The sequence below is a fragment of the Streptococcus dysgalactiae subsp. dysgalactiae genome (assembly GCF_900459225.1).
Lineage (GTDB): Bacteria > Bacillota > Bacilli > Lactobacillales > Streptococcaceae > Streptococcus > Streptococcus dysgalactiae.
Genome location: NZ_UHFH01000003.1, coordinates 484,214 through 498,868 on the forward strand (window position 1 = coordinate 484,214; position 14,655 = coordinate 498,868).

General features: G+C 36.5%; 23 protein-coding genes. 15 read left to right on the forward strand and 8 right to left on the reverse strand.

What is annotated here, in order from left to right:
- The first annotated feature begins 10 nt into the window (after positions 1-10).
- The 5 genes from DYD17_RS02685 to DYD17_RS02705 all read left to right on the forward strand — a co-directional run bounded on the left by DYD17_RS02685 (position 11) and on the right by DYD17_RS02705 (position 3,018).
- A complete protein-coding gene (locus tag DYD17_RS02685) occupies positions 11-565 on the forward strand; it encodes an NUDIX hydrolase (RefSeq protein ID WP_003049863.1) in 555 nt (184 codons plus the stop codon).
- Positions 566-817 (forward strand): cell wall synthase accessory phosphoprotein MacP, encoded by a 252-nt coding sequence (gene macP, locus DYD17_RS02690; RefSeq protein ID WP_115246590.1) that lies wholly within the window; start codon positions 566-568, stop codon positions 815-817.
- A 17-nt stretch (positions 818-834) separates the two neighbouring features.
- Entirely contained in the window at positions 835-1,530 is a 696-nt protein-coding gene (locus tag DYD17_RS02695; RefSeq protein WP_115252668.1) for a 5'-methylthioadenosine/adenosylhomocysteine nucleosidase, read from the forward strand.
- 92 nt (positions 1,531-1,622) lie between these two features.
- On the forward strand, positions 1,623-2,165 hold the full coding sequence (locus DYD17_RS02700; protein ID WP_226317386.1) for a helix-turn-helix domain-containing protein: 543 nt from the start codon (positions 1,623-1,625) through the stop codon (positions 2,163-2,165).
- A 16-nt stretch (positions 2,166-2,181) separates the two neighbouring features.
- On the forward strand, positions 2,182-3,018 hold the full coding sequence (locus DYD17_RS02705; protein WP_236593291.1) for an IS3 family transposase: 837 nt from the start codon (positions 2,182-2,184) through the stop codon (positions 3,016-3,018).
- Positions 3,019-3,094: 76 nt separating this feature from the next.
- Here DYD17_RS02705 and DYD17_RS02710 read toward each other — a convergent pair whose 3' ends face one another.
- Positions 3,095-3,742 carry a metal-dependent transcriptional regulator gene (locus DYD17_RS02710; RefSeq protein WP_115252670.1) on the reverse strand — a complete coding sequence of 216 codons (648 nt, stop codon included), beginning with the start codon at positions 3,740-3,742 and terminating at the stop codon, positions 3,095-3,097.
- Positions 3,743-3,887: 145 nt separating this feature from the next.
- Here DYD17_RS02710 and DYD17_RS02715 point away from each other — a divergent pair, with 145 nt between their 5' ends.
- The 3 genes from DYD17_RS02715 to DYD17_RS02725 all read left to right on the forward strand — a co-directional run bounded on the left by DYD17_RS02715 (position 3,888) and on the right by DYD17_RS02725 (position 6,459).
- Positions 3,888-4,820, forward strand: a complete 933-nt coding sequence (locus tag DYD17_RS02715; protein WP_003049869.1) for a metal ABC transporter substrate-binding protein — start codon at positions 3,888-3,890, stop codon at positions 4,818-4,820.
- Positions 4,821-4,884: 64 nt separating this feature from the next.
- Positions 4,885-5,610, forward strand: coding sequence for a metal ABC transporter ATP-binding protein (locus DYD17_RS02720; protein ID WP_115252671.1), 726 nt, complete (start codon positions 4,885-4,887; stop codon positions 5,608-5,610).
- Positions 5,611-6,459 carry a metal ABC transporter permease gene (locus DYD17_RS02725; RefSeq protein WP_003049871.1) on the forward strand — a complete coding sequence of 283 codons (849 nt, stop codon included), beginning with the start codon at positions 5,611-5,613 and terminating at the stop codon, positions 6,457-6,459.
- 130 nt (positions 6,460-6,589) lie between these two features.
- Here the strand turns inward: DYD17_RS02725 and DYD17_RS02730 are convergent, their stop codons facing one another.
- From DYD17_RS02730 to DYD17_RS02745, 4 genes are all read right to left on the reverse strand, one after another.
- On the reverse strand, positions 6,590-7,396 hold the full coding sequence (locus DYD17_RS02730; RefSeq protein WP_003049872.1) for a peptidylprolyl isomerase: 807 nt from the start codon (positions 7,394-7,396) through the stop codon (positions 6,590-6,592).
- A gap of 351 nt (positions 7,397-7,747) precedes the next feature.
- Complete coding sequence (locus DYD17_RS02735) at positions 7,748-8,914, reverse strand: tyrosine-type recombinase/integrase (protein ID WP_115276331.1); 1,167 nt, start codon at positions 8,912-8,914, stop codon at positions 7,748-7,750.
- Positions 8,915-9,082: 168 nt separating this feature from the next.
- Positions 9,083-9,976: a P63C domain-containing protein gene (locus DYD17_RS02740; RefSeq protein ID WP_111715270.1), complete on the reverse strand. Its 894-nt coding sequence runs from the start codon at positions 9,974-9,976 to the stop codon at positions 9,083-9,085.
- Positions 9,977-10,011: 35 nt separating this feature from the next.
- Positions 10,012-10,767 carry an XRE family transcriptional regulator gene (locus DYD17_RS02745; RefSeq protein WP_115276332.1) on the reverse strand — a complete coding sequence of 252 codons (756 nt, stop codon included), beginning with the start codon at positions 10,765-10,767 and terminating at the stop codon, positions 10,012-10,014.
- Positions 10,768-11,129: 362 nt separating this feature from the next.
- On the opposite strand from DYD17_RS02745, the gene DYD17_RS10880 reads away from it, so the two are divergent.
- Positions 11,130-11,267: a hypothetical protein gene (locus DYD17_RS10880; protein ID WP_023078399.1), complete on the forward strand. Its 138-nt coding sequence runs from the start codon at positions 11,130-11,132 to the stop codon at positions 11,265-11,267.
- Here DYD17_RS10880 and DYD17_RS02750 read toward each other — a convergent pair.
- Positions 11,247-11,627, reverse strand: a complete 381-nt coding sequence (locus DYD17_RS02750) for a DUF2513 domain-containing protein (RefSeq protein ID WP_115276333.1) — start codon at positions 11,625-11,627, stop codon at positions 11,247-11,249. The genes DYD17_RS10880 and DYD17_RS02750 overlap by 21 nt on opposite strands.
- 58 nt (positions 11,628-11,685) lie before the next feature.
- Between DYD17_RS02750 and DYD17_RS02755 the strand changes: the two genes are divergently transcribed.
- Complete coding sequence (locus tag DYD17_RS02755) at positions 11,686-11,844, forward strand: hypothetical protein (protein WP_075340262.1); 159 nt, start codon at positions 11,686-11,688, stop codon at positions 11,842-11,844.
- A gap of 204 nt (positions 11,845-12,048) precedes the next feature.
- On the opposite strand, the gene DYD17_RS02765 is transcribed toward DYD17_RS02755, so the two are convergent.
- Positions 12,049-12,591, reverse strand: coding sequence for a hypothetical protein (locus DYD17_RS02765; RefSeq protein ID WP_094398259.1), 543 nt, complete (start codon positions 12,589-12,591; stop codon positions 12,049-12,051).
- 93 nt (positions 12,592-12,684) lie between these two features.
- Here DYD17_RS02765 and DYD17_RS02770 point away from each other — a divergent pair, with 93 nt between their 5' ends.
- The 3 genes from DYD17_RS02770 to DYD17_RS02780 are packed head-to-tail and all read left to right on the forward strand — an operon-like array spanning position 12,685 to position 13,864.
- Positions 12,685-12,906, forward strand: a complete 222-nt coding sequence (locus tag DYD17_RS02770; protein ID WP_115276334.1) for a helix-turn-helix transcriptional regulator — start codon at positions 12,685-12,687, stop codon at positions 12,904-12,906.
- A 10-nt stretch (positions 12,907-12,916) separates the two neighbouring features.
- Positions 12,917-13,645, forward strand: a complete 729-nt coding sequence (locus DYD17_RS02775; RefSeq protein WP_115276335.1) for a phage antirepressor KilAC domain-containing protein — start codon at positions 12,917-12,919, stop codon at positions 13,643-13,645.
- A 12-nt stretch (positions 13,646-13,657) separates the two neighbouring features.
- Positions 13,658-13,864 carry a hypothetical protein gene (locus tag DYD17_RS02780; RefSeq protein WP_236593255.1) on the forward strand — a complete coding sequence of 69 codons (207 nt, stop codon included), beginning with the start codon at positions 13,658-13,660 and terminating at the stop codon, positions 13,862-13,864.
- A 9-nt stretch (positions 13,865-13,873) separates the two neighbouring features.
- On the opposite strand, the gene DYD17_RS10885 is transcribed toward DYD17_RS02780, so the two are convergent.
- On the reverse strand, positions 13,874-14,032 hold the full coding sequence (locus tag DYD17_RS10885; protein ID WP_153276795.1) for a hypothetical protein: 159 nt from the start codon (positions 14,030-14,032) through the stop codon (positions 13,874-13,876).
- Positions 14,033-14,132: 100 nt separating this feature from the next.
- Here DYD17_RS10885 and DYD17_RS02785 point away from each other — a divergent pair, with 100 nt between their 5' ends.
- Entirely contained in the window at positions 14,133-14,387 is a 255-nt protein-coding gene (locus DYD17_RS02785) for a helix-turn-helix transcriptional regulator (protein ID WP_115252673.1), read from the forward strand.
- Positions 14,388-14,417: 30 nt separating this feature from the next.
- Positions 14,418-14,603, forward strand: a complete 186-nt coding sequence (locus DYD17_RS02790; protein WP_115252468.1) for a hypothetical protein — start codon at positions 14,418-14,420, stop codon at positions 14,601-14,603.
- The last annotated feature ends 52 nt before the right edge of the window (positions 14,604-14,655 follow it).

Consider the following 14,655-nt stretch of genomic DNA (forward strand, 5'->3'; position numbering starts at 1 on the left):
GAGGTCAGGCATGGAATTTGAAGAAAAAACGCTGAAAAGACAAGACATTTTTGATGGTCATATTTTTAAAGTTGTTGTGGATGATGTTGAACTTCCCAACAATCTGGGACAATCCAAGCGAGAATTGATTTTTCATCGTGGTGCCGTTGCTGTATTAGCGGTTACACCTGATAAGAAAATTGTGATTGTCAAACAATACCGCAAAGCTATTGAAGCTGTTTCTTATGAAATTCCAGCCGGTAAGTTGGAAGTGGGTGAATCGGGATCCGAGTTAGAAGCTGCTGCACGGGAATTAGAAGAAGAGACAGCCTATACTGGTCATTTATCCCTTCTTTATGAGTTTTACACAGCCATTGGTTTTTGTAATGAAAAAATCAAACTTTACTTAGCAACTGATCTTAAAAAGGTACCCCATCCTAAACCTCAAGATGAGGATGAAGTGATTGAGGTATTAGAACTGACTTATGAAGACTGTATGGAGCTCGTTTCCAAAGGGAAATTAGCAGATGCTAAAACCTTGATAGCTTTGCAATATTATGCCTTACATTTTGGAGGTGATCGGTAAATGGGGAAGCCGTTATTAACTGATGAGGTGATTGAAAAAGCCAAACGTGGAGAGTCGTTTGAAGCTGATGAGTATGCGGATTTTGACACCAAAATCATGCTCCTGCCAGACCATGAGGAATTAGAACGTATCTATAAGAGTCGGCGCATCGAAAATGCTAGACGGAGTCAGTTGCAATCTAAATTGAACTTGATTCTTATTGCAGTGATTATTCTTATCGCTCTTTTAGTCTATGCTGTCTTTTACCTATAACTAGATAAGGAACTATTATGAAAATCGGAATTATCGCTGCTATGGAGGAAGAATTACGCCTCCTTTTGGAAAATGTTTTAGATTGTCAAGCTCATCAAGTGTTATCCAACACTTACTATACGGGTCGATTGGGTCAGCATGACTTAGTACTAGTGCAGTCAGGTATTGGTAAGGTCATGTCTGCGATGACAGTTGCTATCTTGGGAGATCACTTCGATGTGGATGCCATTATCAACACTGGGTCAGCAGGAGCTGTAGCACCAGGTCTAGCCATTGGTGATGTGGTGGTTGCTGATCAGTTGGTTTATCATGATGTTGATGTGACTGCTTTTGGCTATGCTTATGGTCAAATGGCATCGCAGCCTTTGTGCTTTAACTGTGACCCCCAATTTGTGAACACTTTTAAAGAAGTTTTAGCTCAGGAATCAACAGGCAGTCAAGTTGGTTTGATTGCAACTGGAGATAGTTTTATTGCGGGGCAAGATAAGATTGATAACATTAAAACGGTTTTTCCCACAGTTCTAGCAGTTGAAATGGAAGGAGCGGCAATTGCACAAGCTGCCCATGCCACAGGTAAACCATTTATCGTGGTAAGAGCTATGAGTGATACCGCAGCCCATGACGCCAATATTACCTTTGACCAATTTATCATTGAAGCTGGCAAAAAATCTGCCCAAACATTGATGGCATTTTTAGAAAAGTTAGCTGTCTAAAAATATTTCTCAAAAAAACAAAACCCTCTATACTCTGATTAAATTGATATGTACCCCTTTTACTGGACTAATCCAGTGAAAGGGGTTTTTGTATGAAATATAATTATAATTTTAAATTAAATGCAGTAAACATGTATCGTTCAGGTCAGTGGATAGAGACTCCAGTTGGTATCGGGCAAAAAAACTTTAGAAAAAGAATTGTCCGATGGTCAAAAACTGCGGAAATACATGGTTTTGATTTTCTAAAACATTCAAAATCATCTAAAAATCGTACAGTTGAAGAAAGATATGAGCTAGTTGCACGTGTCTTCTCTGGAGAATCTCAAAGTAGTGTTGCAATTAACGCGGGTATTGATACTGGACTATTGTCTAAATGGGTTCAAATATATAAAATAAAAGGGTATGAAGGATTGAACCTTAAAAGAGGTCGCCGAAGGAAAAAGGAACCGCCTATGACTAAAAAATATAAGCCAGTTGATTTAACGCCTACAGAGAGAGAAGAATTAATAAGATTAAGAGCTGAAACAGCCTATTTAAAAACAGAAAATGAAGCAATAAAAAAATTAATCGCCTTGAGACACAAAAAGGAACTGCGCTACTCAAGGCGAAAAAGCGGCAATCGTCAAAGAACTTAAAGAAAAAGGATATCACATAAAATATCTTCTCAAAGCAGTAAACCTAGCCAAATCAACTTATTATTTCGAGATTGGCAAGATAGATGCTGTTGCTTTAAGAAACGAAGAGTTACTTAACGAAATCAAAAGTATTTTTGACTCAAATAAAAGTAGATATGGCGTTAGACGAGTCTATCAAGAACTGATTAATCGTGGATACAAGGTGAACCATAAGAGAGTTCAACGTCTCATGCATAAAGAAGGTTTATTAGGCAAACGTCCAAAGGAAAAATACCATTCCTATAAAGGTGAGGTAGGAAAGATTGCCGACAATATTATTGCTAGAAACTTTAGCACAACTGCGCCTTTACAAAAGTGGACAACAGATGTCTCTCAGTTTAATTTTTCATGGGGAAAGTGTTATATATCTCCAGTTTTAGACATGAACACAAATGAAATCATATCATATGATTTATCTATGAGTCCTAATCTTGAACAGATAAGTAGAATGCTCGATAGAGCTTTCAATAAATTTCCATCAGTAGAAGGTCTTATATTTCATTCTGATCAAGGTTGGCAGTACCAACATCCTTATTTTAGAAATACATTACACCAACATGGTATTGTCCAGTCTATGTCACGGAAAGGGAACTGCTATGATAATTGTATAATGGAGACATTTTTTGGAAGGTTAAAAAATGAGATGTATTATGGCTATGAGAAAGACTATTCTTCATTTGAAGAATTCTCAAGTGAAGAATTCTCAAGAGCTGTTGAGGAATATATTGATTATTACAATAACAAAAGAATTCAGGCAAAAACAAAATGGATGCCTCCTGTACAATACAGGATGACATCCATGGGTTCCGCCTAGTTTATAAGTATGTGTCCAGGATTCTGGGTACATATCATAAATAATCGGAAGTAGAGGGTTTTGTTTTATCTGTCATTTAAAGAGCGGTCACATATAACTGTTTGGCAATATTCTCAGGAATAATCAATTCTTTGTCCAAATACTGAATAGTATAGGTTTTTGCAAACGTGTCAATTTGAGTTAACTCCAGCTCAGTATTGATTTTAAGTCCATGAGATTCTAAATATTGAATTAAATCAAATTGGTCATGGATGCGACTCAGGCGGAAGCGTCCCAGGTCTGTAATAGTGTTAAGGGTTGTATGGTTGATTTCCACAAGAGGCTGTCCGTTTCGCGGGATGGTGCCACCATGAGGACAGAAAGTTGGAAAACCGAGGGTTTCATCCAAACGGTCAATAAACGTATCTGAAACAGTGTGTTCCAAGACCTCAGCTTCTTGGTGAACTTCTTGCGCATTGTATCCCAATTGGTGGATGAGAAAAACCTCAATCAAACGGTGTTTACGATAAAGATTAGCAACAAGCACCTGTCCTTTGACAGTTAACAGATAGCCTTTTCCTTTTTCTTTGACAATCCAATCTTGTGAAATCATTTTTTTAATCATCTCAGAAACAGCTGGCGCAGAGACCTGCATTTTTTCAGCCACCATCTTGTTTGAAATTTTAGATTCTTGCTCCCCAATTTCGTAAATACATTTCAAGTAATCTTCTTTGTTAGGCGTCATAGCAATATGCCTTTCTCTTATTTATAATCATTATTATATCAGATTTTTAGGAAAAAATCTTGACAAAAAACCAATAATAATATATCCTTATATTGTATTTAACTATACTTAATTAAATAAATAATATATCCTAAGGAGATATGCGATGAAAAAGAAAATTAGCCTCATTTTGAGTGCCTTTTTAGCTGCTTTTCTATTAGTAGCCTGTTCCTCAACAGGAAGCCAAGCTGATAAGAGTGATAAACTTAAAGTGGTGGTAACCAATTCTATTCTTGCAGACATGACAAAAATGATTGCAGGAGATAAGATTGATTTGCACAGTATCGTGCCAATCGGGCAGGACCCGCATGAGTATGAGCCATTACCAGAGGATGTCGAAAAAACGAATAATGCAGATGTGATTTTCTACAACGGCATTAATCTTGAAGATGGTGGACAAGCCTGGTTTACAAAACTTGTTAAAAACGCTCAAAAGAAAAAGAACAAAGATTACTTTGCTGCTTCAGATGGCGTTGATGTGATTTACCTAGAAGGTGAAAGCGAGAAGGGCAAAGAAGACCCTCACGCTTGGTTAAATCTAGAAAATGGCATTATTTATTCTAAAAACATTGCCAAACAATTGATGGCCAAAGATCCTAAAAACAAAGAAACTTACGAAAAAAATCTTAAGGCTTATGTTGCTAAATTAGAAAAACTTGATAAAGAAGCCAAATCAAAATTTGACGCTATTCCAGCTAACAAAAAACTGATTGTGACAAGTGAAGGATGCTTCAAGTACTTCTCAAAAGCCTATGGTGTACCATCAGCTTACATTTGGGAGATTAACACCGAAGAAGAAGGAACTCCTGAGCAAATGTCATCATTGATTGAGAAATTGAAAGTGGTCAAACCAGCTGCTCTTTTTGTAGAATCAAGCGTTGACAGACGTCCAATGGAAACTGTTTCTAAAGATAGTGGTATTCCAATCTATGCTGAAATCTTTACCGATTCAGTTGCCAAAAAAGGCGAGGATGGGGACAGCTACTATGCGATGATGAAATGGAACCTTGATAAGATTTCTGAAGGTCTAGCAAAATAAGATAAGAATAAAGCACAGCGTCTTCAGTGTTGTGCTTTGTTTTATTTCTAAGAAGGAGAGCAATATGATTACAACTACTAATCTTTCTGTCAGCTATGATGGAGATAGCAATGCCCTAGACAATATCAGTTTAACCATTGAAGGTCCTGCGATTGTGGGCATTATTGGTCCAAACGGAGCAGGTAAGTCAACCTTTATGAAGTCTATCCTCAATTTGATTGATTATAGGGGTCAAGTGAGGGTTGATGACAAGGATGGTCGTAAACTTGGGCATACGGTCGCGTATGTTGAACAACGAAGCATGATTGATTATCATTTTCCCATTACAGTAAAGGAGTGTGTTGCACTCGGGACCTATCGTAAATTGGGGCTTTTTCGTCGTGTGGGCAAAAAAGAATTTGACCAGGTTGAAGACTTGTTGGAGCAGGTTGGCTTAGCAGGTTTTGGCAATCGCCCCATTAAATCCTTATCCGGCGGACAATTTCAACGTATGCTAGTGGCCCGCTGCTTGATTCAAGAATCTGATTATATCTTTTTGGATGAGCCATTTGTTGGCATCGATTCGGTCAGCGAAAAAATCATTGTAGATCTTCTCAAAGAACTAAAAGCAGCTGGGAAAACCATCTTGATTGTGCACCATGATTTAAGCAAGGTTGAACATTATTTTGACAAACTCTTGATTTTAAACAAAACCTTGGTGGCCTATGGTAAAGTTGACGATGTTTTTACCGTCGATACCTTGTCAAAAGCCTATGGTAACCATTTGATTTTAGGAAAGGAGATGGTGTAAATGTCTCTGAAATTTTTTGAAGGCTTGATGTCTTATCATTTTTTACAGAATGCTTTGGTAACAGCCATTGTCATTGGTGTTGTCTCTGGTGCCGTAGGATGCTTCATTATTCTCAGATCCATGTCTCTCATGGGAGATGCAATCTCGCATGCTGTTTTGCCAGGCGTTGCTCTTTCTTTTATCTTAGGCATTAACTTCTTTATTGGGGCTATTATTTTTGGCTTATTAGCCTCTGTCATTATTACTTACATTAAGGAAAATTCTGTTATCAAAGGGGATACTGCTATTGGTATAACCTTTAGTTCTTTTTTAGCTTTGGGAATTATTCTAATCGGTGTGGCTAATAGTTCGACTGACCTGTTTCACATCTTATTTGGTAATATCTTAGCAGTGCAAGATAGTGATAAATGGATTACTATTGGGGTTTCTGTTTTTGTGTTAGGCATTATTATTCTCTTCTTTAAAGAGTTGTTAATCACGTCCTTTGACCCAATATTAGCCAAATCAATGGGTATGAATGTCAATGCTTATCATTACATGCTGATGATATTATTGACATTGGTGTCAGTGACAGCAATGCAAAGTGTTGGTACCATTCTGATTGTGGCACTCCTTATCACACCAGCCGCGACAGCTTATCTTTATGCTAATAGTTTAAAAGTCATGCTAGTGATGTCATCTGCTATCGGAGCTTTGAGTTCTGTATTAGGGCTCTATCTAGGATACACCTTCAATGTTGCCGCAGGGTCAAGTATTGTGTTGACATCAGCAGCTATTTTCCTAATTAGTTTTTTTATCTCACCTAAGCAAGGTTATATCAAAAAAGTGATGATGCCAAAATCAAAATAGATAAATAAGCAATCATTACTTTTAACACCTCATATGGTATGCTGACTCCAATCAGAATATCATCGAGGTGCTTTTTTAACGACAAAAGAACCATCGAATCACTCGATGGTTCTTGAAAAGTAGTTGCCTGTTATTTGTTAAAGCGGTAGTCTTTAATAACCTCAATGGAATGAATGGTAATGTCATCCACCGGTTTATCGTTTTGACCAACAGCAACCGCAGCAATGTTATCAACAATATCCATGCCTTCGATGACCTGGCCAAAAACAGTATAGCCTCCGTCTAAACTTGGATTGCCTCCCTGCTCATAGGCTGAAATGATAGGTTTTGGATAATTAGCGCTAGACAATGCCTTACTTTGGTTTTTCTTATTTTGGTTAATGAAGAATTGGCTGCCGTTAGTATCAGCGCCAGCATTTGCCATGGCCAGAGCACCTCGGATATTATATAAAAATGGAGAAATTTCATTAGCAAAACCATTGCCAGCATCTTTTTTGGCATCTTTGCCTTTCCAAATGGACTCGCCACCAGTACCATTTCCTTTAGGGTCGCCCGCTTGAATCATGAAATCGTTAATCACACGATGGAAGGTTACCTTATCATAATAACCGTTTTTAGCGTGGGTGAGGAAGTTTTCTACGGCTAGTGGAGCATATTTAGGGAACAGTTTTAGCGTGATATCACCCTGACTAGTTTTCATTACTACCTTGGCTTCATCTTTGCCAACTTCTTTATTTAATTGAGGGAATTGGCTAGCGTCGGCTTTAAGAGCTTTTTGAATATTTTCTTCATAGGCTTTTGAAGCTGCTTCACTTTCTTCCTTCGCAATTTTTCCATCCACGTACTTATCACCTTTTATGGCTCTGTCGACGGATTCGCAAGCACTTAAACTAAGTAAACTAACAGTTAATAGGCTGAGGGATAGTAATTTTTTCATGTCTACTCCTAGGAAATATTTTCTTTAATTTTACCATAAATGAAAAGGAAAACAGCAGTTAAGGAATTAAAAAGAAGCGTTTTCCACCTCATCATCTGACATTCTTAAAAAGGATGTTATGACAGTTATTATAGCACAAGATAAGGAGTATACCCTTAAAATAGCCAGCTTTTTTAAGTTCTATTTCCTAATGTCCAAAAAATGGTATAATGATATTATAATATTTTAAAATTTATACGCAAGCACGTTAGCCCAAAACGTTGATATTATAGTGTTTTAGATTTTTTATTTTGTCCGAAAAAGCAATAAAAATCACTAAAAGTAATATTTAGTCGGGGAGTAGGTCGGGGACTATTTGATACTGCGCATGAACGTTTCTGTAACGCTACTAACAACTTCATCCTTGATATGTGTGTATTTATTCGTCATATAATTTGTAGAATGACCAAGTGCTGCCGCCATATGCTCAACGGGTACACCAGCTATCTGTCCTTGTGTGGCAAAAAAGTGTCTCATCATATGTGGAGTAAAACGAACCTTGCATTTTTCGTTTACTTTACCAAAAAGATTGTAAATGTAATTATTGTGAATTGGTTTGCCGGCAAAAGACGAGTTTACTTTTTTATCATCCCCAAGAAATAAAAAATCTGTTTTATTTAAAATGCGATTGTGACTTAAAGCTATGTTTATTGATGTATCAACTGCTTTTTTGAGCAAGCGTGATGTTTTGCTATCCAATTGTACATATCTTTCTGACGATGCAGTCTTTAGTCCTCCGCCGTTCTGTCTAGCCCTTGTTCTTGACTCGTCTATTTTTAAAACCGCGCGATCATTAGTGTTATAAGTTATGTTGCCTAATTTTATGCCAGCCACCTCGCTCCTGCGTAATCCAAGATAGGTTATTCTTACCATCACATAATCATAGTCGTCAAGCACTCGTCTAGCGACCTTATCCCAAGTTTTAAATTCCTCGATAGACCTACGCTTATCAACAGGCTTTACCTTGCTAGCACCAACATCAATAAATTCAACGATATTATCGTCAAGCATTTTATTTTTAACGGCATGATTTAACATAATACTAAAAATGTTGTGTAAGTGCTTTACTGTGCTTCTTGCATGTGTATCGAGTAATTCATTGATGTAATTTTCATAGTCTATTCGACTAATAGCATTCATCTTTTTCTTGCCGAATTTGGGGCTAATATGATTATTAAAGTTTTTAATACGCTCTTCATAAGTATCGGGAGACCACGCTCCAGCTTTTAATCTATTATCAACGTATATATCCCAGTATTCATCAACAGTCAAGTTTTTATTATAAGCAAATTCATTGTTTTCTATTTTTCGCTCAATTTCAGCTAGCAACAAACGAGCTTCTTGTATCGTTTTTATGCCACTTTCCGTAGCCTCCTTTTTTTCTCCGTTTAAGTAATAACCTCTACGGATATAGTATCGTTTACCTTTTAAGGTAACGTACCAAAATATGTTTGGGTATTTTGTTTTATTATATTTCATTTTTAAATCCTTTCTTTTTGACTTTTGGACGAGGTCGGTTGAAAGGATATTGGCATCACCTCCTAAAAATGGTATAATTGGGTACAAGAAAACGAGCCATTTAATGCTTTTTTCTTATACGATTTTGCCTCACGCTCTCCTCGACCAAAATTTGAGCGTGGGGCTTTTTTATTTGTCTTCATCAAATTCTAAATCTAATTCAATTATACCGTCTTCTCTAGATGTCATAACATTAAATTTCTCTTTGAAATCTTTCCAGTTAGATGAAATTCTCATAATCCCAAGAACTTTATAAATTTGAGCGTTTAAATCAGGATGTCCTATATCTGGTGTTAAAGTTTGGAAAAATCTAGCTTTATATTGACCTTTCTTTGTTTTTGGAGTTCTTCTTTTTAATTCTTCTAACACTCCATCAGGCAGTCTTTTATAAATCAATTCGTTTGTCCATTTACCAACAACACCTGGACGCCTTTTAATTGATTGAACATCGTAGCTCCACCCGTTCAATCTAAAAATTTCCATATAAAAATCATCTGGAAACATCTTTTGCCATTTTAGCAATTCTTCACTAATATATGCTTTAAATATTTTTTGAAGCTCAAAACGTTCTCTCTCATATTGATAACCAGTAGCTTCATCTACTAAAGCAGTAACACCAACTTTCGCAAGTGAGCGAACTAACATTTCCGCTTTTTGTGCAGTTCTCATCTGAGCTTCTGATTTGATAGCTCCAATTTCTCTAGCTTTTAAATATAAATCTGATACTAGCGGTAAAATGTTAGCATCAAAACCTAATTGAATCCTACCATTTAAATCCATATATTCAATTTTGTTGATCACACCCCTTAAATCCTTTGATATCAATGGTTGAAGGTTTTTTGCATCCATAAAAGTAGGTATTCCGATCACACGGGTATTGCCTCTACTAGGTCTGTCCAATGCTTTAAAAACACCAGCTTGGGTGATGATTCGCTGACCGTTATTTAAAACTGCTACATCAAGAGTTGTATTATCTAAGACTAATTTACCCTCGTGAGTTGCATGTAAAACTTCATTTTCCATATTTTCTCCTAAACTCATTCACAACCGTAGCTTCGTTAGCTATGATTTCCCGAATAACTCCCCACAACTTCACCAATAATCCTAAAATCACTATCTGCGTCTATCGGTATATCTGGATAGTCACCGCATTGATTTAAACTGTGTAAAAACGCCCCTTCGGTGTTTATAAACAGCTGCTTGACATAAGCGTCACCGTAATATTCAAACACTCCTATATCGCCGTCTGATAGGTTTATTGATAACTTGACAAATACATAATCACCAGAGTGATATTTTGGCTCCATGGAATTACCATAGACTGGGATAACAAAATCAGCGTCATAATCGACTGGCAACTCAATTGTTTCTACTTGTACATCATTTAGATACTGCCCTGTACCGGCTGAAGCAGCATGGTCGTAGTAGTTATAAGAGAATAATTCTACTACTGTATCTTCGTTATTCTTAATTTCTTTCTGTTGTTCCAATAAAGTTTCAGCTGTATCTAAAACAATTATCTGTCTACTGTGTTCTAGTTGAGAAGAAGTAGCATTTATTTTTTGTAGAGTAGATGGGATGAGTTCTGGTGATTCGGTTTCTTGGATTTTATATATTTCGTCACCTAAAAGCTTCGATTTTGGTATTCCGAAAATAGAAGCCATTTGTTCTATATTATCCATTAGAGGTTTGTTTCTACCCACCTCCCAAGCTGAAATGGCTGTTGGAGCTATTTTTAACTTTCTAGCTAGCTCTTTTTGGGTTAGCTTATTTTGTTTTCTGAAATATTTGATATTATCCGATAAGTTAGCCATCTTTTGCTCCTTTACTATTATATGTCTAACAACATTGTACACTTCAAGTGGAATAAATGCAATATTTTTTTAGCAAAATGCAAAAAAATACTTGCAAGTACACTTCAAGTGTAGTATACTATAATCAAGCTTAAGGAATTAAGCAAAACAAAAGGAGGTACAGCTAATGAAATCTAGGCTAAACAAAAAGCCTAAACACAAAGAAATTGAGCTCGAAATCAAGATTCTTTGGTTTAAGCTTAAGATTCACTACTCAATAGAGTGGTGAGGATAATTAGAGGGCTAAGAAGCCCTCTCCCCCTAACGGGGTAAGTTTAGTTTAGCACATTGGCTGTATCTCCGCAAGAATGAAAGGAGAGTAAATGGATGAAATAAAAATTAGAAATGATGGCATTTATTTAAATGATAAAAAAATAAAATCCGCACAGGCTTACAGAGTCAAAAGTGACAAGAATGGCTATGCGGAAGTGTTCATCAAGCTATTTGTTAAATTGACCTGAAATTAAATTTGAAATAACCTGAGCTGAGATATCTTTCAGGACATCAAGAGAAGTAGAACCGACGTTTTTGGCAATATCTTTAGTCTTGCTCCAGTTACTATCTTGCCGGATATTCGCTAAAAATTCATGGCCTAGAGGCGATAAATCTTTTACGATACAACCTTCAGAAAAATAAGATACCTTTCCGAGAAAGAAACCGCTATTGTCACATTGTCGGATGTGATACATGATTTCATTGGCTGAATATTCTGGTAACTGTGCAAATTCTTCTTTAGAGGCAAATAAAGCGTAATTACCATAGTCAGCGCGTTCCTCTATATTAAGTAAGATGTCACGAATGCAATCGGGATTTAATTTCATCAACTTATCCTCCTTTCTGCTAGGATAAGTTGATTATAACATTTTTAGGAGGCACAAAATGAATTGGAAAAAACTAATGCTTGGCGATTTAGAACACACGTTTACTAGTCGTGATGGCAAAGAAAAAACAAGTATTGAATTTGAAGGCGGAGTTTTACCAGCTCTGTTAGTGTTGGGCGGTATCGCTTGGATGATTGCTTGGTTTATTACAAAATAAAAACTCCCAAGAGGGAGTGGAAGGAGGGACGATATGGTGAAGGAAGTTAAAAAGCTTGCCGACGATATGGCTTGTTTGGTTATTTGGGCTATCATATTGCTGTTATTATACCTTTTAACCTCAGGCTGGATATGGCTAGCTGTCAAATTTGTAATGACTGTCATGCTTATCTTCGGCGTACGAGATTGGTTTGTTGATTGGACGTTATTTTCCCTTAAACAAAAATATTATAAAACGGATGAGTAACTCCTTTAATTCAGGGAGGATAAGTGTTACCACCCAAGCAATAGCTTTGGTAGATTTACTATCGGGATCACTGTTGATACCCAAACAATTCGATAATCGTATCGGGAGAGAAATGGCATAAGTAACAAGACTCTTAACAGATTTCATTTTACGATATTCTAGCTCAAAGTAGTCAACAAGATTATCTAATATGCTTAACTCATCTAGCACTAGCTGCGGGTGGGTAGTGGGAAAACTAGATACAATGTCTGCTTGTTCGGACATTAATAAGGCTCTGTTTCCTTTATGTACTGTCTTAGCATGATGTCTCTTTTGATAACATTTCTGATACAGATCTGAAAAAAGGGCATTACTAGGTCGCTTGCTGTTATCACTATCAATTATCCAGCTTTCGAATTCTTTTCGAAGAGATAACGAATCTTTAAAATTATCGCGTCGCTCAGCGAATTCAAGCCAAGTAAAGATGATGATAAAAATTAGAATAGCAAGATAATAATACATATTTCTCTCCAATCATTTTATTTAAATTATACCACAGAAAATTTTAAAGCTATGTTGCTTTGGATAATTCCAAATTAGAAAGGGGGTGGGGGAATGACTAAAATGACGCTAGAGATGGCAAGAGCCAAAGTGTCAATGACGCAAGAAGAAATAGCTAGAAAAATCGGTGTAGATAGGAATACATATGCTAGCTACGAGAATTATAAAACTCCAATGCGTATCGATAAAGCTATTAGTTTTTGTAAAGTTGTTAACGTATCAATTGACGATATTATTTTTTTAAACCAAAACTACACTTCAAGTGTACAACGCTAGAAAGGACAATATGAATCAACTAATTAACGTAACACTAAACGAAAATCAAGAACCAGTAGTAAATGCAAGAGATTTGCACAAAGGTTTGAAAGTTAAAACTCGTTTTAGTGAATGGGTAAAACAAAACTTTAAAATACTTGAAGAAGGATATGATTTTAGCTCCGTAGTTACAACTACACAGCTAAATCAATATGGAGGCACTAAAGAAATCCAAGACTACGCTCTCTCACTTGATGCTGCCAAAAATTTGGCAATGGTATCCAAGACTGACAAAGGCAAAGAAGTCCGCAAATACTTTATCCAAGTTGAGAAGGATTTCAACAGTCCTGAGAAAATCATGGCAAGAGCCTTGCTGATGGCAGATAAGAAAGTCCACAAGCTAGAGGCACAGATTGAGGCTGACCGTCCAAAGGTATTGTTTGCAGACGCCGTGAGTGCTAGCAAATCATCTTGTCTGATTGGTGAGTTAGCTAAAATCCTGAAACAGAATGGGATCAATATTGGTCAAAACAAGCTATTTCAGTGGCTTAGAACAAATGGTTATCTAATTAGTCGCCGCGGTGAGTCTTGGAATCAGCCAACGCAAAAAAGTATGCAACTTGGATTGTTTGAACTCAAAAAAACAGCCATCAATCACTCTGACGGCCATACTACAACAAATGTAACCCCAAAAGTTACTGGTAAGGGGCAACAATACTTTATCAACAAATTCCTTAATCAGGAATATCTACCAGTTTAAAAAGGAAACATTATGAAAATTACAGATGAACAATTAAACAAATATTTAGAAATCAGGACTGAGCTAGGAGAAGAAAACTTTGGATATCTTGGATTCGTGTTTGACAATATCATTCTGAAAAAGAAAGAAGAGTTAACCAAAGATGTAAAAATGGAAATTACTGACTTCTCTAAGTTTAGAGAGTACGCAAAAAAAACAACCCTATCGAATAAACGATAGGGCAATCAACTAGATGTCTCCACGCAAACGATTCATTCTAGTTTTGTGTGTGTCAATAATTTCAGATAAATTTTCAGGACTAAGAATTTCAGCAAGGGCATTCGCTAAATTTTCGGAATCTTGAACGTTGTTTTTATCTAAAATCGACTCAATTTTTGACTTAAGCATATAATCACCTCCCTTCGAGATGATTATAACAAAAAAAGTCCGACGGGAATCGGACTCTAAACAAACTTAATTTACTTAATTATACCACAAGGAGATAACTATGGACAATATCTTATTGAGCTTGTCCGACTGGATAAAAGAAACTATAGAAAAAACAGTTGATAGGTTAGTCCAAATGAAATTAGACGAACTCAGCGCTGAATTATGGACCAGAGAAAAAGTAGCAGAGAGGCTTGGCATGAGCCCCGGAACTTTTGACAAATACTACAGACACGACAAAAATTTTCCAAAGGAATTGCCAGCTGTCCGTTGGAAAAAAGCTGAAATTATTGCCTGGTTAAACAACAAATATTAAGACTTTTGGACGAGGTCGAGGAGAAACAACATGAACAAATTAGAATTATTTTTATTAGTAACAACTGTTGCTTTAGCAATTGTTGCAAGGATACAATATGAAGTCATCAAAAAACATAATTCGCCCGAAAATAAACGCAGAATTTTTAGGGAAGTGGCTGTGGAAAACAGTAAAGGATGGAGCGAGAAGCGTGCAAGAGAAGAGGTGGTCAGCTGATGCAGTACATTTTTCAGAACATTAACGGGTAGTTACACAGCTGTTAGCAATG